Origin of the sequence: Arcicella lustrica, from assembly GCF_034930985.1 — a bacterium.
Classification (GTDB): domain Bacteria; phylum Bacteroidota; class Bacteroidia; order Cytophagales; family Spirosomataceae; genus Arcicella; species Arcicella lustrica.
In genome coordinates, this window is record NZ_JAYGIM010000011.1 from 107,986 (window position 1) to 128,816 (window position 20,831).

The 20,831-nt window shown below is 36.1% G+C and carries 17 protein-coding genes; 13 read left to right on the plus strand and 4 right to left on the minus strand.

The annotated features are described in order from the left end of the window. Nucleotides 1–39: 39 nt before the first annotated feature. From VB798_RS14990 to VB798_RS15000, 3 genes are all read left to right on the plus strand, one after another. Entirely contained in the window at nucleotides 40–3,348 is a 3,309-nt protein-coding gene (locus VB798_RS14990; protein WP_323259714.1) for a SusC/RagA family TonB-linked outer membrane protein, read from the plus strand. A gap of 13 nt (nucleotides 3,349–3,361) precedes the next feature. Beyond that, on the plus strand, nucleotides 3,362–4,801 hold the full coding sequence (locus tag VB798_RS14995; RefSeq protein WP_323259716.1) for a RagB/SusD family nutrient uptake outer membrane protein: 1,440 nt from the start codon (nucleotides 3,362–3,364) through the stop codon (nucleotides 4,799–4,801). Nucleotides 4,802–4,956: 155 nt separating this feature from the next. Further along, on the plus strand, nucleotides 4,957–7,434 hold the full coding sequence (locus tag VB798_RS15000) for a glycoside hydrolase family 95 protein (protein WP_323259717.1): 2,478 nt from the start codon (nucleotides 4,957–4,959) through the stop codon (nucleotides 7,432–7,434). A gap of 74 nt (nucleotides 7,435–7,508) precedes the next feature. Here the strand turns inward: VB798_RS15000 and VB798_RS15005 are convergent, their stop codons facing one another. Together VB798_RS15005 and VB798_RS15010 are read right to left on the minus strand one after the other, a co-directional pair. Then, the gene (locus VB798_RS15005) at nucleotides 7,509–8,072 is read right to left on the minus strand and encodes a sugar O-acetyltransferase (protein WP_323259719.1); all 564 of its coding nucleotides are present in this window, start codon (nucleotides 8,070–8,072) and stop codon (nucleotides 7,509–7,511) included. Nucleotides 8,073–8,092: 20 nt separating this feature from the next. Beyond that, nucleotides 8,093–8,977, minus strand: coding sequence for a helix-turn-helix domain-containing protein (locus tag VB798_RS15010; RefSeq protein WP_323259721.1), 885 nt, complete (start codon nucleotides 8,975–8,977; stop codon nucleotides 8,093–8,095). A 169-nt stretch (nucleotides 8,978–9,146) separates the two neighbouring features. On the opposite strand from VB798_RS15010, the gene VB798_RS15015 reads away from it, so the two are divergent. From VB798_RS15015 to VB798_RS15035, 5 genes are read left to right on the plus strand one after another with little or no spacing between them, the layout of a single operon-like run. Then, nucleotides 9,147–9,908 carry a hypothetical protein gene (locus VB798_RS15015; RefSeq protein WP_323259723.1) on the plus strand — a complete coding sequence of 254 codons (762 nt, stop codon included), beginning with the start codon at nucleotides 9,147–9,149 and terminating at the stop codon, nucleotides 9,906–9,908. A gap of 11 nt (nucleotides 9,909–9,919) precedes the next feature. Then, nucleotides 9,920–10,423, plus strand: a complete 504-nt coding sequence (locus VB798_RS15020; protein WP_323259725.1) for a (2Fe-2S)-binding protein — start codon at nucleotides 9,920–9,922, stop codon at nucleotides 10,421–10,423. A gap of 11 nt (nucleotides 10,424–10,434) precedes the next feature. Beyond that, nucleotides 10,435–12,600 (plus strand): xanthine dehydrogenase family protein molybdopterin-binding subunit, encoded by a 2,166-nt coding sequence (locus VB798_RS15025; RefSeq protein ID WP_323259727.1) that lies wholly within the window; start codon nucleotides 10,435–10,437, stop codon nucleotides 12,598–12,600. Nucleotides 12,601–12,645: 45 nt separating this feature from the next. Next, complete coding sequence (locus VB798_RS15030) at nucleotides 12,646–13,710, plus strand: NAD(P)-dependent alcohol dehydrogenase (RefSeq protein WP_323259729.1); 1,065 nt, start codon at nucleotides 12,646–12,648, stop codon at nucleotides 13,708–13,710. An 11-nt stretch (nucleotides 13,711–13,721) separates the two neighbouring features. Continuing rightward, nucleotides 13,722–14,210, plus strand: coding sequence for a cyclophilin-like fold protein (locus tag VB798_RS15035; RefSeq protein WP_323259731.1), 489 nt, complete (start codon nucleotides 13,722–13,724; stop codon nucleotides 14,208–14,210). A gap of 72 nt (nucleotides 14,211–14,282) precedes the next feature. On the opposite strand, the gene VB798_RS15040 is transcribed toward VB798_RS15035, so the two are convergent. Then, the gene (locus VB798_RS15040) at nucleotides 14,283–14,720 is read right to left on the minus strand and encodes a putative quinol monooxygenase (RefSeq protein ID WP_323259733.1); all 438 of its coding nucleotides are present in this window, start codon (nucleotides 14,718–14,720) and stop codon (nucleotides 14,283–14,285) included. A 37-nt stretch (nucleotides 14,721–14,757) separates the two neighbouring features. After that, nucleotides 14,758–15,660, minus strand: coding sequence for a helix-turn-helix domain-containing protein (locus tag VB798_RS15045; protein ID WP_323259735.1), 903 nt, complete (start codon nucleotides 15,658–15,660; stop codon nucleotides 14,758–14,760). A gap of 193 nt (nucleotides 15,661–15,853) precedes the next feature. Between VB798_RS15045 and VB798_RS15050 the strand changes: the two genes are divergently transcribed. The 5 genes from VB798_RS15050 to VB798_RS15070 all read left to right on the plus strand — a co-directional run bounded on the left by VB798_RS15050 (nucleotide 15,854) and on the right by VB798_RS15070 (nucleotide 20,809). Further along, nucleotides 15,854–16,834, plus strand: coding sequence for an aldo/keto reductase (locus VB798_RS15050; protein ID WP_323259737.1), 981 nt, complete (start codon nucleotides 15,854–15,856; stop codon nucleotides 16,832–16,834). A gap of 76 nt (nucleotides 16,835–16,910) precedes the next feature. Further along, nucleotides 16,911–17,504 carry a flavodoxin gene (locus VB798_RS15055; protein ID WP_323259739.1) on the plus strand — a complete coding sequence of 198 codons (594 nt, stop codon included), beginning with the start codon at nucleotides 16,911–16,913 and terminating at the stop codon, nucleotides 17,502–17,504. A gap of 14 nt (nucleotides 17,505–17,518) precedes the next feature. Next, the gene (locus VB798_RS15060) at nucleotides 17,519–17,911 is read left to right on the plus strand and encodes a (R)-mandelonitrile lyase (protein ID WP_323259741.1); all 393 of its coding nucleotides are present in this window, start codon (nucleotides 17,519–17,521) and stop codon (nucleotides 17,909–17,911) included. Nucleotides 17,912–18,091: 180 nt separating this feature from the next. Then, nucleotides 18,092–19,327, plus strand: a complete 1,236-nt coding sequence (locus VB798_RS15065; RefSeq protein WP_323259743.1) for a PQQ-dependent sugar dehydrogenase — start codon at nucleotides 18,092–18,094, stop codon at nucleotides 19,325–19,327. Between the two features lie 357 nt (nucleotides 19,328–19,684). Beyond that, on the plus strand, nucleotides 19,685–20,809 hold the full coding sequence (locus VB798_RS15070; protein WP_323259745.1) for a redoxin family protein: 1,125 nt from the start codon (nucleotides 19,685–19,687) through the stop codon (nucleotides 20,807–20,809). Nucleotides 20,810–20,831 lie beyond the last annotated feature (22 nt).

Consider the following 20,831-nt stretch of genomic DNA (forward strand, 5'->3'; position numbering starts at 1 on the left):
TTTTATTGTCAAAATCGAACATTTTAACAAAACGAATTTATGAAAAAAAATCCCAAAATCCACCATTTTATATGGAGTATTATGAAATTAACCTTTGTACAACTTTTATGGGTTTTAGTGTTCACTAATGTGGTTTCAGCCCATATTAGCGATGCCCAAAGCTTGTTGAATCAAACTGTTACAGTAAACTTCTCAAATCAAAAAATAAAAGATGCCTTAAAAACAATTGAGCAGTCATCTAACGTAAAATTTATTTATAGTAATCGAGTACTTAATCCACAACAAAGAGTCAATTTCAATACTGACAAAAGTAAGTTGATAGAAGTATTAGATAAACTATGTGCTTCTTTAGAGTTGTCTTACGAAGTATCTGGCAGACAAATCTTATTGAATAAAATTGAAAAAAAGCATTTAGTCGAAAACAAGTTAATCGACATAACAAACGAAATAGTATTTCTGCCCATCTCAGGAAAAGTAACAGGTATAAATAATGAAGCCCTACCAGGAGTAAATATCCAAGTAAAAGGCACTAACATTGGTACAAGTACTAAAAACGATGGTACTTTTTCATTGAATATTGGGGATGAAAATACGGTTTTAGTCATTACTTCAGTAGGTTATGTTAGTCAGGAGGTGACAGTTGGGAAACAATCTTTTCTAACGATAAAATTATTAGAAGATACAAAATCGCTTAGTGAAGTCATCGTCATTGGTTATGGTACAGCGAAGAAATCTGATTTAACAGGTGCAGTATCTACTATCTCTTCAAAAGATTTTGAGAACACGGTGAATACTAATGTGGGGCAAGCTTTACAAGGACGAAGTGCAGGAGTACAGGTAACTCAAAATACTGGTCGTCCGGGCGATTCACCCATTGTTAGAATCAGAGGAGTTGGTACAACAGGAAACAGCAATCCTCTTTATGTAATTGATGGCGTAATTACTGATCAAGGCATTAGTAATATCAATCCAGATGATATAGAATCAATGACGGTATTGAAAGATGCTGCATCTTCGGCAATCTATGGAGCCAGAGCTGCCAATGGTGTTATTTTGATTACGACGAAAAGGGGGAAAGCTGGTCAAGCAAAAATTACTTTTAGTAGCTATTATGGTATTCAGAAAGCTTGGCGTTTACCTAAAATGCTGAATGCGACAGAATTTGCCACTTTACAAAATGAAGCAAGGACCAATGCAGGTTTACCAATTTATTGGGGAAGAGTAGATACATTGGGTGTAGGCAACGAAAAAATCGCAGAAGTTTTTCAAACAGCTCCTATTCAAAACTATAATTTTGGTATTTCTGGCGGTTCTGAAAAATCGCAATATGCGGTTTCAATGGGCTATTTCTCACAAGAAGGTATCGGTATTGGTGTTAAATATAATAGACTTTCTTTAAATGTAACATCCGACCACCAAATCACTAAGAAATTCAAATTTGGAAATAGCTTATCGCTAACCAAAGGATTAGAACGAAGTGGACAATGGAATGAGACTTTTGTAAATGCTATTCGTTTTTCGCCAACGATTCCTTACAAATTTGCGAATGGAGAATATGGCTATGCCACACGCCAAGGAGAACAATTAGGTTACTTGCCTTCAGTGCCTAATGCCTATATTTTTCAGAACGATATTGACAGGTACCGCTTGTTAGGAAACGTGTATGCAGAATATAGCATTCTTCCTTTCTTAAAATTCAGAACGACTTTAGGGGCTGATATTTTGATTGAAGATAGAACTAGCTTTACGCCTACTTATGCTTTTGGTGGAAGAACCAATACAATTAGTACATTAGATAGAACCTATCTGAACAGCAGTACTTGGCTCAACGAAAATACTTTGGCTTATGACTATACTTTTGCCCAAAAACACAGTATTTCCGCATTGGTTGGTCTTACCCAACAAGCCAATCGTTATGATACTTATACCGCTCACCGTGAAACCTTTCCGAATAATGACATCAGAGTATTAGATGCAGGAGCTTTGAACGACAGAGCCAGAGGTACTGCCTCTGAATGGTCAATTCGTTCATATTTAGCCAGAGTAAACTATAATTTTTCAGACAAATACTTAGTTTCAGCTAATGTGCGTATTGATGGGTCTTCCCGTTTTGGTACCAATAATAAATATGGAGTATTTCCATCATTCGCTGCTGCTTGGAGAGTTTCTGCCGAAGATTTCATGAAAGACCTTACCGCTATTTCAGACCTTAAAATCAGAGGTAGCTGGGGACAATTGGGTAATCAGGAAATTGGTTTATATGCTTTTACCTCTGGTTTAGATTTATCACAGAACTATGTATTGGGTAGTAATCAAGGTATTGCGCCTGGGGTCGCTCCTACTTCATTGGGTAATCCAAACATTAAGTGGGAAACAACAACCATTAGTGATATAGGAGTAGATTTAGAACTTTTCAATAATAGAATGTCGATTACGGCTGATTATTTTTCAAAACTTACTTCGGATATGCTCGTGCAAGTACCTATTCCAGGAACAACAGGAGTAACAGGTGCACCTTATCAAAATGTGGGTTCTGTTCGCAATTCAGGTTTTGAATTAGGGCTTACTTATCGAAAAAGAACAGGCGATTTCAAATACGATATTAATGCTAACATCTCAACAATAAAAAATGAAGTAGTTTCTTTAGCAGGCTTACCAATTTTCTCTAGTGTATTCAAAACAGCAGAAGGACATCCTATTAGTTCAATATTTGGATATGTACAGGAAGGAGTTTTCCAAAACCAAGAGGAAATCAATAAACATGCAACCCAAATTAATGCCAAACCGGGGGACATCAAGTGGAAAGATTTGAATAATGATGGAGTAATCAATGATTTGGACAGAGACTATATTGGTAATATTATTCCAAGATTGAGCTATGGATTAACCACCAATATGTATTATAAAAATTTCGACCTCAGTATTTTTATTCAAGGAATACAAGGAAGAGAGGTTTATATTGACGGCACAGGCGGACGTAGATTAATGGATAATTTTGATAATACTACGGCTGATTATATTACTCGTTGGACTGGTCCAGGTACTAGTAACCATGTTCCAAGATTGGTTTGGGGTGATCCAAGCAACAACCGTAGAACCTCTGATTTCTGGGTGTATAATGCTAGTTATATGCGTATCAAAAATATTCAGTTGGGTTATACTTTGCCAAAAGGCACTTTGGGTGTTAATAAAATTAGGGTTTATACTAGCTGTCAGAATTTACTTACAGTTACGCCATATCCTTGGTTTGACCCAGAAGTTGGTGCGGGAAGAGACAATAACTTTACCAGTTTAATGACTTACCCACAACCTAGAACAATCCTTTTTGGTATCAATTTAGACTTTTAATTCGTATAGAACCATGAAAAAAACAATATATACATTTTTCGTAATTGCTTTACTAAGCAGTTGTGATAAGGAATTTCTGGAAAAGCAACCTCTTAATGCAGTAACTACAGAGAATTTTTACAAAACATCTGACGATGCTGTTAGAGCGACCAATGCAGCATACAAGCCATTAATGTACAATGGGCTAGGTCAGTTTGGACTTTGTTATTATGGAAATTATTTGGCTGGCGACGCAACATCATTAGGGGATGCAGCAGATTGGGCACAAATTGAAAACAATAACATTACTTCTGATAATGGCGCTGTTAGAAATACATGGAATGCTGCCTATCAAGGCATTCTTAGAGCGAACTTAGTTTTAGAAAAAGTGCCTGCTATTCAGATGGATGTAAATCTTAAAAAAAGAGTATTAGCAGAAGCATCTTTTTTAAGGGCGGTTTATTATCATTATTTGATACTTCTATTTGGTGATGTGCCTTTAATCACAAAACCTCAGACAAATCCAAGTGATTTTTTGGTAGCTAGAAATAGTAAAGAGGAAGTTTATCAGCAAATTATCAAAGATTTATATAGTGCAGAAGCAGGACTACCACTTACTTATCCAGCATCAGACCTTGGTAGAGCAACCCAAGGGGCTGCCAAAGCCTTTTTAGCCAAAGTATATTTATACCGCAAGCAATGGAACGAAGCAGCAAGTAAAGCTAAAGAAGTAATAGATAGCAAAGTTTACAGCTTATTCGATAGATATTTCGATAACTTTGAACTGGCTACTGAAAACGGGAAAGAATCAATTTTTGAAATTCAGTACGCATCATTTTTAGGAGGTTTGGGCAATGCTACTAATAACTATGATGCTCCACGAGGTTCGGGTTTTACTTTAGATGGTGGTTATGGATGGAGTTGTCCTACAAAAGTTTTTGTAAATACTTTTACAACAAATGACCCAAGATTAGGCTATACAGTATTTAGAGATGGAGATGTTTTCCAAGGAATACCTTATAGTTCATCTACTTCGTCAACAGGTTATAATTCAAAAAAATATGTAGTTGGTAAAGGAACAAACATTGGTAAAACCGACGACCCTAAAAACTATATTCTTATGCGTTATGCCGATTTGTTATTGATGTATTCAGAAGCATTGAATGAAGCAGGAAAAACCGCAGAGGCATATACGTTCATCAATACTGTTCGTGCTAGAAAGGATGTCAATCTTGCACTATTAAGTTCAGGCATGACACAAACAGAAATGCGAACAGCTATTAAAAAAGAACGTACTGTAGAATTAGGTATGGAAGGAATACGTTGGTTCGATTTAATCCGTTGGGGTGACGCCGCTACTTATCTGAAATCAATTGGTAAAACTAATTATAAAGAAGGAGTTAGCGAGTTATTACCAATCCCTCAAGCAGAGCGTGATATTAATCCAAAACTTACTCAAAATCCTGGTTACTAATAATTTGCTATTTTAATACTCATACTGTTATAAGATTATCCATCTTATAACAGTATTTTTAATGAATTTTACCTTTGCTAAAAAGAGAATCATCCCACACTTACTTACCTCACTTTTAGAAAAACTTTATTATACGCTAAACATATTACTAGAAAATGACAAACAATCTATTTAAAAAGAAAGTACTTTTCATCCTCCTTTTTGCTATTTCAAATTTTGTTCAGGCACAAAAATCATTGGTTTTGTGGTATGATAAACCTTCTGGAAATGTATGGGAAAGAGCTCTGCCCATTGGCAACGGTAAAATTGGAGCGATGGTTTATGGGAATGTATCTCAAGAGATTTTACAATTAAACGAAACGTCTGTCTGGACGGGTAGCCCCAATAGAAACGATAATCCTGATGCGCTGGCTTCTTTACCCGCTGTTCGTAAATTAGTTTTTGATGGAAAACAAAAGGAGGCTGAAATCTTATCTGAAAAAACGATACAAAGTAAAAAATCGAACGGACAGATTTTTCAACCAGTTGGCAGTCTGAATTTACGTTTCGCCAATCACGAAAATTACACTAATTATCGTCGTGAATTAAATATTGAACGTGCCATAAGCACCACAACTTACAGTGTTGATGGCGTTCAATATACCCGAACTTCCTTCGTCTCCTCTCCTACCAATACTTTAGTGGTGCGTATTACGGCGAATAAAGCTAACAGTATTTCACTGGACGCTTTTTTTACTACGCCACAAAAAAATGTAAAACTTAGTACGAATTCAAGAAAACAATTGATTTTGCATGGAGCAACCGCTGGGCACGAAGGAGTAGAGGGTAATCAGTTGAAATTTAATGCTTTAACAACCTTTAAACAACAAGGAGGAAGCATTACTTCAAACGATACATTGACCAAAATTACAGGTGCTAATGAAGTAATTATTTATGTAAACATTGCAACCAATTTTAATTCTTATAAAGATTTATCAGGAAATGAAATCGCTAGAACGGAAGCCGATTTACAGAAAGCACTCCCAAAACCCTATGCTACTTTGTTGAACGAACACGTGGCGAATTTTCAATCGTTTTTTAATCGTGTAAAATTAGATTTAGGCTCAAATCCTGCTGCTGAGCAAAAACCTACAGATGTACGTTTGGATGAATTTAGAACGAATAACGACCCTACTTTTGCAAGTTTATATTTTCAATACGGACGTTATTTATTGATTTCTTCCTCTAAAATTGGCGGACAACCTGCTAATTTACAGGGCATTTGGAACAATAAAATGTTTCCTTCTTGGGATAGTAAATACACCATCAACATCAATACTCAGATGAATTATTGGCCTGCCGAAAAAACCAATTTATCAGAAATGCACGAGCCTCTGTTAAAAATGGTGAAAGAATTATCGGAAACAGGACAAGAGACTGCTCGCATCATGTACGGTTCAAGAGGCTGGGTGGCGCATCATAATACTGACCTTTGGAGAATTACTGGTCCAGTTGACCGAATTTTTTGGGGCGTTTGGAGTATGGGCGGCGCTTGGTTATGTCAACATTTATGGGAACGCTACCTTTATACAGGCAACAAAGCCTATTTAGCTGAAATATATCCTATTTTGAAAGGTGCTTCTCTGTTTTTTGTCGATGATTTGGTAGAAGACCCACGCAATAAATACTTGGTCATCAATCCGGGAACTTCACCAGAAAATGCTCCTGCGGCTCATCAAGGCTCATCTTTTGATGCTGGCGTAACAATGGATAATCAAATTGTTTTTGATATGCTCAGTGTTACCATTCGTGCGGCTGAATTATTGAAAAAAGATCAACAATTAGTAGATACGCTTAAAACGATTCGTAAACGATTGTCGCCTATGCGTATCGGGCAATATAATCAAGTACAAGAATGGATGGAAGATATTGATAGTCCGAACGACAAACACCGTCATATTTCACATTTGTATGGTTTGTTTCCTTCTAATCAAATTTCGCCTTATCGTACTCCTGAATTATTTGTGGGCGCTAATAATACACTGATTCAACGTGGCGATGTATCAACAGGTTGGAGTATGGGTTGGAAAGTAAACTGGTGGGCAAGAATGTTAGACGGGAATCATGCGCATCTATTAATTCAAAATCAATTATCACCTTTAGGCGTCAATGCTGCGGGCGGGGGTACTTATCCAAATTTATTTGATGCTCACGCTCCATTTCAGATTGATGGTAACTTTGGTTGTACTTCTGGCATTGCCGAAATGCTGGTACAAAGTCACGATGGAGCCATTCATTTATTGCCAGCATTGCCTGACTTTTGGAAAGAAAAAGGAAGTATTTCAGGCTTGAAAACTCGTGGTGGTTTTGAAATTGTAAAAATGACTTGGACGAATGGAAAAGTAACAAGCTTGCAAATAAAATCTACTATTGGCGGAAACTGTCGCTTGCGCATCGGAGCTGCTCTCAAAGGTAAAAATGTAAATTTACAAACAGCCAAAGGAGAAAATAGTAATCCATTGTTCATAACGGAAGAAACAGCAAAACCAATTATTTCACCTAAAGCAAGTATTATATTAGCATCAATTCCTCCGACTTTCTTGTATGATTTTACCACTGAAAAAGGTAAGGTTTATACTTTTGATGTACAGTAAAAGCACTCAGCTTTAATTCTTTTAATGCAGGAAATTGAATAATAATTTCCTGCATTAAAAGATAAAGTATTCATTTACAACACTTTCAAAATCTTTGCGGGAACACCACCGACTATAGTATTAGCTGGCACATCTTTGTTTACCACTGCACCTGCCGCAACAATTGCGTTTTCGCCAATTGTTACTCCGGGCAATATCGTTGCTCCAGCGCCTATCCAAACATTACGTTTAATCACAATCGGCTGTAAAATAACGGTTTTTCTATCGTTTGGGTCTAAAGGATGATTTTCAGACGTAAGATTTACTCTTGGTCCAATCATTACGTCGTCTTCAATCGTAATACCTCCTAAATCTAAAAACGAGCAAGCATGATTGATAAAAACGTTTTTACCGAGGCTGATAAACTTCCCGAAATTGGTATAAAATGGAGGAAAAATTGCGGTTGATTCGTCTATTTTTGTACCAATGATTTCGCTCAATTTTGTTCTTACTTGATTTACATCTGTTGCTGAAGCATTCATTTCTGAACACAAACGGATGGTTCGAGCAACTGCTTCCATAAATGTATTGTACTCAGGATCATCTTTTTTGATGGGTTCTCCAGCCCTCATTCTTTGAAAAATATCACTATTGTTCATAAAATTAATTGGTTAAAAGCTCAATTCATTCGATACTCATGTGGTGTAACGCCTACTTTTTGCTTGAAAAATCGTGAAAAATGTTGTGGATACTTAAAGCCTAATTGATATGAAATTTCACTCAATGATTTACTTGTGTCTAAGATTCGCTCTTTGGCAAGGTCTATAAATTTTAATTGTATAAATTCTAAAGCTGTTTTGCCTGTTTCTTTCTTGATTAAATCGCCAAAGTAATTTGGAGAAAGATGTAATCGGTCTGCAAAGTAAGCTACCGACGGAAGTCCATTGCTTTGAAGCTCTTCACGAAAAAGATAATCATTCAACAGTTGTTCGAACTGTTCGATTATACCATGATTTGCACTTTCTCTGGTAATAAACTGGCGGTCATAAAACCTTGAACAGTATTTTAATAATAGCTCAAGATTGGCTACGATTAGCTTTTTGCTATGTTTATCAATATTCTGTTTAATTTCAGATTCTATATTGTCAAAGCAAACATTGATAATTTCTCTTTCTTTTTCAGAAACATGCAATGCTTCGTTGGATTGATAACTAAAAAATGAGTACTCATGAATCTGTTTGCCCAAACTCGTTCCTTTAATTAAGTCGGGATGGAAAACCAAAGCTAAACCATAAGGTTGGTGTAATTCTCCTTCGGGTTCGTTTGTAATTACTTGTCCTGGAGCAAAAAATACAATCGTTCCCTCATCATAATCATAATAATTATTACCGTAGCGTAAATCTCCACAATTAGCTTCTTTGATGATAATGGCGTAAATGCCCATCATAAACTTACTTCTCTTCAACATATCAGATTTCTTTAAATCAACCAAACTAATGAGCGGATGCAAAGTTGGGTTATTAAACATCTGACTGTATTGCTTTATTGTATCATATATTATCATGGTTCTTACAGCTTTTAGATTGAAATATTGTTCGAAATATATCAAAGAATTATAAGCTTATTTTCGGCATCTGTAAAATTGGTAAGTAAAACAGTAAAATCTATAAAATTTTAAAGGTCTTTATGAGATAATTTTGAAGCGTAAAATCCTAACCATTAAACTATTGAAAATGAATCACTTAAAATTTAACTTTTTATTGATTTCACTTTTGTTTATTCAAACAAGTTATGCCCAACAAGATAGTACTATTACCAAATTTTCGGGTTCAATTGGTATTACGAACAATGGTTTTTCTATCATTCCTACTTTTTCCTTGCATAGACCAGCCACTATTATGAATTTTTCGTGGCAAAGAAATAGATTTAGTTTTAATCCTGATATTCGTTTAGTATCAGATGCCAGTAAAGGAGGGATGATTTTCTGGTTTAGGTATCAGGCCATTCAAGAAAAGAAATTTGGTTTGCGAATAAGCGCTCATCCAGCCTTTACATTGATTAGAAGAAGCATTGATGATAATGGAAATGCTATTGAAATCACAGAAATGTTAAGGTTTTTAGCTTATGAAATTACGCCAAGCTATCAAATTTTTCCTAATTGGAATGTCAGTGCAGTATATTTACAAGGTAATGGATTACAGAAACATGGACCACAACTTACACGAGTATTGTTTTTAAATACAAGTATTTCAAATATAAAGCTCGGTGGAGATTTTAGGTTTCAACTCATGCCATCTGTTTACTTTTTGAGCACCGATGGTTTTAGAGGAGATTATTTCTCTGCCACAGGAATTTTATCTAACAAAAATATTCCACTTACTGTACAATCTACTATTAATCAAACACTTGAGTCGGATATTCCCAATAATAAAGATTTTATGTGGAATGTCATGTTGAGTTATAATTTTAATAAAAATCTTAAAAGTGTAAAATAATATTTACTCAAATGAAAACATACTCTTTAAACATCAACAACAAAACTATCAAAGTTGAAGCAGAGCCAGATACGCCCATGCTTTGGGTTATTCGTGATTATGTAGGACTAAAAGGCACAAAGTTTGGTTGTGGCATGGGGCTTTGTGGTGCTTGTACCATTCATCTCGATGGACAAGCGATTCGTTCCTGCCAAACGCCAATTTCTTCTGTAAAAGCTACGAGTAAAATCACTACTATCGAAGGCATTTCTAACAATATCGACCATGTAGTACAAAAGGCTTGGATAGAAGAGCAAGTACCGCAATGTGGTTATTGTCAGTCAGGACAAATTATGTCTGCAGTGGCACTTTTGAAATCAAATCCAAATCCAACAGATGATGATATTGACAATTATATGTCAGGAAATATCTGTCGATGTGGCACTTATGTTCGTATTCGTAAAGCAATTCATTCAGCAGCGAATGAATTGAAATCAGCAAAAAATAATAATAAAACCGTTAAATCAACCCGCTAAACGATACAAAAATGTCAACTAAAAACGTCAATCGCCGTGATTTTTTACGATATACAGGTTTATCGGGAGCGGCATTTATTTTAGGAATATCAAATGCAAATGCCGCGGTAGAGACGTTGCATGCAACGTCTCTACCAAACGTTCCATTCAATTTTACACCCTACATCATCATCGAACAATCTGGAAAGATTACTCTTTTCAATTCAAAACCAGAAATTGGACAAGGGACTTTTCAATCAATTCCTGCATTGATTGCCGAAGAATTAGAACTTTCGCCTGAACAATATACAGTAAAGCAGACGGGTGGAGAAAAGAAATTTGGTGATGCCCAGTTTGCAGGCGGTAGTTTTTCGGTACGCTCAAGCTATTTCGATATGCGTAAAGCAGGTGCTTCTGCACGTGAAATGCTCATTTCGGCTGCCAGTCAGCAATGGAATGTTCCCGTATCAGAATGTTACGCCAAACAAGGTAAAGTTTTTCATAAGCCATCAGGAAAAAGTTTAAGCTATGGCGAATTGGTAGAAACAGCTTCAAAATTAGAAGTACCGAAAAATCCTACTTTGAAAGATGCCAAGGATTTCAACATCTTAGGAAAATCAATTAAACGCCAAGATGTCCCCTTAAAAGTTTCTGGTAAAGCCGTTTTTGGAATTGATGCCGAAATCCCCAATATGGTTTATGCCTCGGTAGAACATTGTTCTGTTTTTGGAGCAAAATTGAAAGATTTTGACAAAACGGCTACCATAAAAGTAGCAGGAGTTGAGCAAGTGTTGGAAGTAGAAAGAGTATTTGGTGTTTATAAAGCAACAGGTGTAGCGGTAATTGCCAAAAACTATTGGGCGGCACTCAAAGGACGAAAAGCCTTAAAAGTAAACTGGGATTATCAAGGGAAAGAAACCTTCAACTCACAAGAATACACAAAATCTTTGCATGAATTAGCCAAGAACGAAGGTGTAATTGATGCTAATATTGGTGATTTTGATAAAAGCTTTGGAGAATCAGCCAAAAAGATTGAAGCTTTTTACGAAACTCCATTTGTTTCGCATTCGCCAATGGAAGCCATGAACTGTACTGCTCATTGGAAAGAAGATAATACGCTGGAAATCTGGACTTCAACGCAAGTTCCATCCGATGTAATGCGTGATTTACCAACTCGTTTTGGCTTAAAAGAAGAAGCCGTTACTTTGCATACAGGTTTTAGTGGCGGTGGTTTTGGACGCAGATTAGCCATTGATTTTATCATTGAGGCGGTGAATTTGACCAAAGTACTCAAAAAGCCTGTGAAAATGATTTGGACAAGAGAAGACGATACGCAGATAGGCCCTTTCCGTCCGCCAACGTTTTCTGCTTTTAAAGGTGCTATTTCGGAAGATGGTAAATTGGTGGCATTTCAACATAAAGTGATTTCGCCAACCATCATGTCATTTTTGACCCCTAACAATGATAAAACCAAATTGGATGGCACCATGACAGAAGGCATCAGTCATCAAAAATATGAGATTCCAAACATGAAAAACCTTTTTGTGTATTCGGATATTCATATTCCGATGTTTTGGTGGCGTTCGGTAACGAGTTCCACTTTAGCCTTTTCGCATGAATGTTTTATTGACGAGTTGGCTCATGCCGCTGGCAAAGACCCAATGGATTTTCGTTTGGAAATGCTTACGAAAGAATCTGACACCAAACGAGTATTAAATAAACTCAAAGAAGTATCAAAATGGGATACTCCTTTGCCTAAAGGGAAAGGTCGTGGTGTGGCACAATGGGAGTTTTTTGCAGGTTTGGGCGGACAAGTAATTGAAGTAACAAAGCTTTCAAACAATGCTGTAAAAATCGACAAAGTTTACGCTGTAATAGACTTAGGAACAGTTGTGAATCCAGATACTGTAAAAGCACAAGTAGAAGGAGCCGTTGTAATGGGCATTACCGCAGCCATCAAAAACGGAATAACCTTTGCCGATGGGAAAGTTGAACAAAGTAATTTTCACGATAATCCTGTATTAAGAATCAGTGAAGTGCCACAAATAGAAGTACATATTTTAGCAGAAGGCGGAAAAGACATCAAAGGCGTTGGCGAGCCGGGACTTCCACCCGTTGCTCCTGCTTTGGCAAATGCTATTTTCTCTGCAACAGGCATAAGAGTACGCAAAATGCCTTTTGATATTGATAATTTATAGTTCAATGCGATAGCAATATCACGTAAAAATTTCAACATAAAACTAATGAGTACAAACATAAAATCAAGAGGCTACGCAGCCAAAGATACATCTGGAGTATTAAGTCCGTGGGAATTTGAACGCAGACCTGTAGGCGATAATGATATTTTAATTGATATTAAATTTGCCAGCATTTGTCATTCAGACATCCATCAAATGAAGGGAGATTGGGGAACACAACAATATCCTCAAGTTCCGGGACATGAAATTGTTGGGATTGTTGCTGCTGTAGGAAAAAATGTCACCAAATTCAAAATTGGCGATAGAGCGGGCGTAGGTTGTATGGTTGACAGTTGCATGACTTGTGAAAGTTGTACACATGGCGAAGAACATCACTGTGATAATGGTGCAACTGTATTTACTTATGGTGCTCCAGATAAAACTTCTCCAACAGGTATTACGCAAGGGGGGTATGCCAACAATATTGTAGTAAGAGACCACTTTGCAGTTCATATTCCAGAACACATTAGTTTAGAAAAAGCGGCACCATTACTTTGTGCAGGAATTACCACTTACTCGCCTTTGATGAATGCGAAAGTGAAACAAGGAGATAAAATTGGAGTAGCGGGTGTGGGCGGATTAGGACATATTGCCATCAAATTGGCTGTTTCAAAAGGTGCAGAAGTCTATGCTTTTACTTCATCAGCAAAGAAAACAGAAGAAATACTTGCTTTGGGAGTTAAAGAAGTAATCGTTGTGGATGATATTGCTAAACTAAAACCTTACAAAGGAAAATTGGATTACATGATTTCCACCATTCCTATACAATATGATGTTGCCGCTTATACATCAGTTGTAAAACGAAATGGACATTTTACACAAGTAGGAATGCCCATTGGATTTAATATCACATTAAACAATCTTGGTTTATCTATTTCTCGTGTTAATTATAATGCTTCGCTGATTGGAGGAATCCCTGAGACTCAAGAAGTAGTGGATTATTGTGCTGACAACAACATTTTCCCTGATACACAATTGATTAAGGCAGAGGAAATCAATGAAGCTTGGGAAAAAATCATTAAAAATGAATCAGGTCATAAAAGGTTTGTAATTGATGGAACAAGCTTTTAAATAAATATAAAATGAATCTACCATTTTTATTTACCTCATTCGTTTTTTCTGTAATTACCTGTTTTACCTCTTGTAGTCGAGAGGTAAAACAACCTAGTAATATAGAGATAAATCCAGCAAAATCGGATACAGTTAGCGTACAGATGAGCAATAAATTAAGCATAAAAGTAAATTCATTTACTTTTTCGGCAACACTTCTCTATAATACAACATCAGTAGCTTTTAAAGCGATGTTGCCTCTTACTATTAAAATGAATGAGCTCAATGGAAATGAAAAGTACTTTGACCTTCCCAAAAGTTTACCAACAAATTCATCTGTACCATCTTCTATTCATAACGGAGATTTGATGATGTACGGCTCAAACACTTTTGTACTTTTCTACAAAACATTTTCAAGCTCTTACAGATATACAAAACTTGGACAAATAGACGATACTACTAAACTTTCCGAAGCACTTGGTTCAGGCGATGTAACCGTAAAATTTGAACTGATTCCATAAATCATAAAGCGGTCAAAAAACTAATTTTGACCGCTTTATGATTTTAAATTTCGGGATAACTCATATAATTGCTTATTTCATTTTCAAAAATATTGCAGGTAACGCTTCCAAATCCAAGGCATTCATTTCTATTAATTTTAATGACTTCACCATTTTCAGGGTTGAAGTTTTATAATGTAAAAAATGAGGAGTTTTCAAGTGTGCCTCATACGCTTCTCGGTTTGCATATATTTCCAGAATTTTTATTAAAGTCGGATTTTCCTTTTGAAACATTGGAAAAATAGACACAACACCCGCTTCCAGTTTTAATGATGCTCCAGATTCTTCTTTTAAAATAGCTTTATACTCCTCAAGACTTTCGGGAAAAATCTCTATTTCTGCAATACGAATCATCATGTCTTTTTGCTGGGCAGACGATGTGTGTGTTGAAAAAATCATAGCGAAAGAAATAAGAAAAAGGAACACGATTTGAACCTTTTTTTGCGATAACTCAATGATGTATTTTTGCATTATTGTATTTTAAATTTTTGATTGATAAATAATTAATCTAATTTGATAACATTCTATATTCATTAGGCGTATAGCCTGTACTCTTTTTAAACATTCTATTAAAATGCTGTGGGTATTTGAATCCAAGTTCAAAAGCTATTTGACTGACGGATTTTTCGGTATCAAAAATCCGCTCTTTCGCTACATCGACTAATTTTAAATGAATGTGTTCTTGAGCCGTTTTTCCAGTTTCTTTTTTGATTAAATCCCCAAAATATTTTGGTGAAAGATTCAAACAATTCGCAAAATAACCAACACTTGGAAGTCCTAATTCTGTGGTTGTTTCAGCATAGAAATAGTCATGTAAAAAGTGTTCAAATTTTGATAAAACATCAGTATTGATGTTTTCACGAGTAATAAATTGCCTATCATAAAAACGAACACAATAATTTAAGAGTAATTCAATATTGTTGGTAATGATTCTTTTGCTGTGTTTATCAATTGCTTGGCTTATTTCATATTCAAGTTTGCTGAATAAATCTTTGATAATTTGCTGTTCTTTCAAAGACAAATGAAGTGCTTCATGCGATTCATACGAAAAGAATGAATACTGACTCATTAATTTTCCAAGAGCCGTTCCTTTTACTAAATCAGGATGAAAAAGTAAAGCCCAACCTGTTGGCTGGTAACTTTCATCATGATTTACTTCCAAAATCTGCCCCGGTGCTATGAAAACAAGCGTTCCTTCATCATAGTCATAGCTATTTCTTCCATATTTTAATTCTCCGCAACGTACTTCTTTCAAAAAGATGGCATAAAAACCAAAATGAAAACGATAGTGATTTGGAAGTGCTTTTGTTTTTGAATTATCGTACACAGTTATGAGTGGATGCTGTGTTTCTATACCTTTTAGTGCATTGTATTGCGAAAGCTTTTCAAGCCTTATAATATTATTTTCCATAACCCTAATTTTTAAATCTATTGATGTAAATATAGCAGTCTGATTTTATCTATGTTCACCCAAATCCTCAAATCAGTAATGATGGTAGTAACATCAGGAATATATATACTTTTTGAAAATAATAAAGGCTGAAATTTGTATTGTCATTAAGGTTTTGACTAAGATCAAACAGATAAACAATCACAAAATCAACATGAAAACAAGAACATTAGGGAATAGCGGATTAGAAGTATCAGCCCTTGGAATGGGTTGCATGGGATTAAGTTTTGGCTATGGTCCAGCAACAGATAAACAAGTTGCCATCAACTTGATTAGAGAAGCTTATGAACAAGGAGTCACTTTCTTTGACACAGCTGAAGCTTATGGTAAAGAAAATGAAGAATTGGTAGGGGAAGCCTTAGCGCCTTTTAGAAAAGAAGTAGTGATTGCTACTAAATTTGGATTTAGAGATGGAGATGCTAAGAAAGGACAAGACAGTCGTCCAGAACGTATCAGAGCCGTGGCGGAAGAATCTTTGAGACGCTTAAAAACAGATGTCATAGATTTATTTTACCAACACAGAGTAGATGTTTCTGTACCGATGGAAGATGTGGCTGGAACGGTTAAAGACCTTATTCAAGAAGGAAAAGTAAAACATTTTGGACTTTCAGAAGCAGGTGTTGACTCAATCCGTAAAGCACATGCTGTACAACCTGTAACTGCTTTGCAAAGTGAGTATTCTATTTGGTGGAGAGAACCCGAATTAGCCATTTTTCCTACGCTTGAAGAATTAGGCATTGGCTTTGTGCCATTTAGTCCATTAGGTAGAGGTTTTTTAACAGGTGCTATCAATGCTGATACTCAATTTGACCCAACAGATTTTAGAAACCTCGTTCCTCGTTTTACGGAAGAAAATAGAAAAGCGAATCAAAAATTGGTGGAGTTATTGGCTGAAATTGCTTCTCAAAAACAAGCAACGCCTGCACAAATTGCATTGGGCTGGTTACTCGCACAAAAACCTTGGATTGTACCAATTCCGGGCACTACAAAATCACATCGTTTAACTGAAAATATTGGTGGTGCTTCTATTGATTTATCTGAAAACGATGTCAAAGCCATTGATGAAGCCTTTGCAAAAACCAATGTTCAAGGAGACCGCTATCCAGCTCATCTAATGCAAAGAGTGGGGAAGTAAGTTAGTGAATTAGTGATTGATAAATACTTTACTCAGAATACAATCAAAGATGTTTCACATAAAAAGAATAAAATCTATGAAAATCACTATTTCGTTACTCATGTTTGCTTTTTGTACGCTCTGTTCGTGTTCAGAAGCACAAGTGATTCGTCATAAAAAAATCTTGATTGTGTATTTATCTCGAACCAACAATACAAAAGAAATTGCTGAAATTATTCAGAAAAATATTGGGGGTGATTTGGTAGCACTTGAATTAGAAAAACCATATCCGACAAACTATCAAGCAACGGTAGCACAAGTAGCCAAAGAAAATGAAACGGGTTTTCTTCCGCCATTAAAAACAAAAATTGACAGCATTGGGAAATACGATATAGTCTTTGTAGGGTTTCCAACTTGGGGAATGCAATTACCGCCGCCAATGAAAAGTTTTTTAAAGCAATATGATTTAAGCGGAAAGACAATTGTTCCCTTCAATACCAATGCTGGTTATGGAATTGGAAGTAGTTTCCAAACAGTAAAAGAGCTTTGTAAAAAGAGTAACGTGTTAGAAGGGTTCGAAATCAAAGGCGGAATAGAACGAGATGGCGTTTTATTTGTCATGAAAGATGAAAAAGCAGAAGAAGCCAAAACACTAATAGCAAATTGGCTTACAAAAATCGGTATTCAATAGAAATCAATCTCAAGATGGCATCATTTATAGAAAAAGGAACACCAGCACCCACAGCGTATTTCACAGGAACAGTTTGGGTAAATATAAATGTAAAACCCGACGAAGGGTATAACATCAATATGGCTACGGTTACTTTTGAACCAAAAGGAAGAACCAATTGGCATACGCACGTCAGCGGTCAGATATTGTTTGTGATTGAAGGAACAGGCTATTATCAAGAAAAAGGGAAGCCTATAGAAGTAATTCAAAAAGGCGATGTGGTAAAAATTCCGAAAAGTGTAGAGCATTGGCACGGAGCTTCTCATGAAAGGTTAATGCGACATATTGCTCTAGTTCCCGACTATGACAAAGACAAAACAGAATGGCTACAGCCAGTAAGTGATGACGAGTACAACAGTATTTTTTGAAATGCAGGAAATCGGTATCGAATTATTTTGGTGCCGATTTTTTGTTTTATCCCACCAAAATTTCAGAGTATTGAAATCTACTACACATAGGATAGAAATACACCCAACGATTTTTCGTTAGTTATCAAAGCAATAAATCATGTCTTGACTAAATCTTTAATCATATAAACTTTCTTATTTATGAACAGGAATAACAATATTATTTACTTTATAGGATGCTTAATGATATTTTCTCATTGTTCACAAAATGGTAGTTCTGATACGCCCAGCACTCCAAGCACTCCTACTTCGCCGGTGGAAACAAATCCGCCAAATACTAATTATAGTCCCGCATTTTCGGGCCAAACCCGTATAAATCGTGTACGAACAGTTTCCGACTATCAAGTAAGTAACCTTACTACAAATCTTTCCAATCCTTGGGGAATCACTGCTTTACCTGACGGACGTCTATTAATAACAGAAAAAGCAGGGCGTATGCGTATTGTTTCTCCTACTACTGGTGAAGTAAGTAATCCTATTAGTGGGATACCTACTGTCAATTCCGCAGGTCAGGGTGGTTTACTTGGTTTATGTCTCGACCCTGTTTTTACATCTAATAGAATGGTCTATTGGGTATTTTCAGAATCTGTTTCTGGAGGTACTGTTACATCGGTTGCTAAAGCTAGATTAGCCAATAACGAAACGAGCATGGAAGGAATAAGCGTCATTTATCGTTCAAATACTCCTTATAATGGCAACTTACACTATGGCGGACGAGTTGTTTTCGACCGCACTGGAAATCTAATAGTAAGTATCGGAGAACGTTCTTCTTCAGAAATCCGTACTATGGCGCAGTCTGCCAATAGTAGTTTGGGGAAAGTAGTGCGTATTACAACAAATGGTCAGCCTGCTTCGGGGAATCCAACTTTTAGTCAATCGAATGCTTTGCTTGAATTATTTACGATGGGACATAGAAACCCTCAAGGCTTAGCAGTCCATCCAGTAACAGGAGATGTATGGCAAAGCGAACATGGTCCACGTGGTGGCGATGAAATCAATCGTTTACAAGCAGGTAGCAATTATGGATGGCCAGTTGTTACTTATGGCATAGAGTATGGAGGACAAGCTATAGGTTCAGCTATTCAGCAACAAAGTGGAATGGAACAACCTGTGTATTATTGGGATCCAGTGGTGTCGCCAAGTGGTATGACTTTCTATAGTGGTAATCGTATTCCTGAATGGCAAAATAATCTTTTTATAGGCTCGCTCAGCGGTACCCATATCGTTCGGCTGGTTATTGAGAATAATAAAGTAACTGGTGAAGAAAGATTACTTTCGAATGAAGGTCAGCGATTTAGAGATATTACGCAAGGTATTGATGGTGCTTTATACGCTATCACCGACCAAGGTCGATTATATAAGATTGACAGAAGATAATAACTTAAAAAAACAGCATACAACTTCCCTGAAAACATTAAATTTTATCTTCTTTTGAAATGCAGTAAATCGGTATCGAAACAGTTCGGTACCGATTTTTTGTTTTATATATTCTCTTTCCCCTTAGAAAGTCGTCTGTAGTCTTCAAATCTTGAATTATTTCCTAAAATACCCTTGCTTTTTGTTACATCTGTCATGGTACAAAGGCTGATTTTATCTCCAATTTTGACACAACAAAATATGGTTTAAAATATAAATAATTGTAATTGTCTAATTCAAGCACTTGCAATTATCCAATGTTTTAAAACATGAAACAGAAACATTTTAATTTTCAAAATTTTAAATCGTAAGGTAATTATGAAATTTTCAAGACCAAATTTATTTTTAGGAAAAGCCATTCTTTTTATGCTCTTATTGAGTTGGAGCAGTTTTGCTGCCGATGTAAAAACACTTGAAATCGGAGCTTCAGCTCCTGATTTTAGTTTACCGGGAACAGACGGGAAAACGTATAGTTTAAAGAGTTTTGCTAGTGCAAAAGTATTAGCCATTGTTTTTACTTGTAATCATTGTCCTACTGCACAGGCTTATGAAGATAGAATTATTTCTTTGGCGAATGAATACAAAGCCAAAGGAGTTACTTTAATCGCTGTTTCGCCAAATGACCCAAAGGCAATTGCACTTGACGAATTAGGTTATAGCGATATGAGTGATTCATTTGAAGAAATGAAGATTCGTGTCAAAGAAAAAGGTTATACATTTCCTTATTTATATGATGGAGCAACGCAAAAAATGTCCAGAGCTTATGGCCCAATTGCTACTCCTCACTTGTTTATTTTTGATAAAAACCGTAAACTTCAATACGTTGGTCGCCTTGATGGTGCTGAAAAACCGGGTAAGGCTAATGCAGAAGATGCTCGAAATGCTTTAGATGCTCTTTTGGCTGGAAACCCAGTTGCTACGCCAGTAACTAAAACATTTGGTTGCTCAACGAAGTGGGCTGAAAAAAGTGAGTGGGCGGTAAAAGCTCCTTTGGAATGGGCAAAAGAACCCGTAAACATGAATATCATTGATGATAAAGGAATTGCAGAATTACTTGCTAATAAAACGGATAAGGTAAAATTAATCAATGTTTGGGCAACTTGGTGTGGACCTTGTGTTACTGAAATGCCTGAATTTGTCAATATCAATCGTATGTACAGACGACGTGATTTTGAATTTATCACCATCAGTGCGGATAAACCAGATAAAAAAGATAAGGCTCAAGAATTACTAAAAAGAATGCAAGCCTCTGGTCAAAATTATATTTATAATTCAGAAGATAAGTACAAATTAGTTGAAGCTATTGATCCAAAATGGCAAGGTGCTTTACCTTATACATTGCTGATTGCTCCCGGTGGAAAAATTCTTTACAGAACGCAAGGCACTATCGTTCCACAAAAAATGAAAAGAATGATTGTGGAACAAGTAGGTAGAGTTTATTAATAGTAAGTCCAAAATTCGATTT

Excerpts from the sequence above, each read along its gene's own strand:
- VB798_RS15065 (WP_323259743.1), top strand. The coding sequence starts at position 18,092 with ATGAACAGGAATAACAATATTATTTACTTTATAGGATGCTTAATGATA.
- VB798_RS15020 (WP_323259725.1), top strand. The coding sequence starts at position 9,920 with ATGAAAACATACTCTTTAAACATCAACAACAAAACTATCAAAGTTGAA.
- VB798_RS14995 (WP_323259716.1), top strand. The coding sequence starts at position 3,362 with ATGAAAAAAACAATATATACATTTTTCGTAATTGCTTTACTAAGCAGT.
- VB798_RS15030 (WP_323259729.1), top strand. The coding sequence starts at position 12,646 with ATGAGTACAAACATAAAATCAAGAGGCTACGCAGCCAAAGATACATCT.
- VB798_RS15060 (WP_323259741.1), top strand. The coding sequence starts at position 17,519 with ATGGCATCATTTATAGAAAAAGGAACACCAGCACCCACAGCGTATTTC.
- VB798_RS15035 (WP_323259731.1), top strand. The coding sequence starts at position 13,722 with ATGAATCTACCATTTTTATTTACCTCATTCGTTTTTTCTGTAATTACC.
- VB798_RS15070 (WP_323259745.1), top strand. The coding sequence starts at position 19,685 with ATGAAATTTTCAAGACCAAATTTATTTTTAGGAAAAGCCATTCTTTTT.
- VB798_RS15045 (WP_323259735.1), bottom strand. The coding sequence starts at position 15,660 with ATGGAAAATAATATTATAAGGCTTGAAAAGCTTTCGCAATACAATGCA.
- VB798_RS15055 (WP_323259739.1), top strand. The coding sequence starts at position 16,911 with ATGAAAATCACTATTTCGTTACTCATGTTTGCTTTTTGTACGCTCTGT.
- VB798_RS15005 (WP_323259719.1), bottom strand. The coding sequence starts at position 8,072 with ATGAACAATAGTGATATTTTTCAAAGAATGAGGGCTGGAGAACCCATC.
- VB798_RS15040 (WP_323259733.1), bottom strand. The coding sequence starts at position 14,720 with ATGCAAAAATACATCATTGAGTTATCGCAAAAAAAGGTTCAAATCGTG.
- VB798_RS14990 (WP_323259714.1), top strand. The coding sequence starts at position 40 with ATGAAAAAAAATCCCAAAATCCACCATTTTATATGGAGTATTATGAAA.
- VB798_RS15025 (WP_323259727.1), top strand. The coding sequence starts at position 10,435 with ATGTCAACTAAAAACGTCAATCGCCGTGATTTTTTACGATATACAGGT.
- VB798_RS15000 (WP_323259717.1), top strand. The coding sequence starts at position 4,957 with ATGACAAACAATCTATTTAAAAAGAAAGTACTTTTCATCCTCCTTTTT.
- VB798_RS15050 (WP_323259737.1), top strand. The coding sequence starts at position 15,854 with ATGAAAACAAGAACATTAGGGAATAGCGGATTAGAAGTATCAGCCCTT.
- VB798_RS15015 (WP_323259723.1), top strand. The coding sequence starts at position 9,147 with ATGAATCACTTAAAATTTAACTTTTTATTGATTTCACTTTTGTTTATT.
- VB798_RS15010 (WP_323259721.1), bottom strand. The coding sequence starts at position 8,977 with ATGATAATATATGATACAATAAAGCAATACAGTCAGATGTTTAATAAC.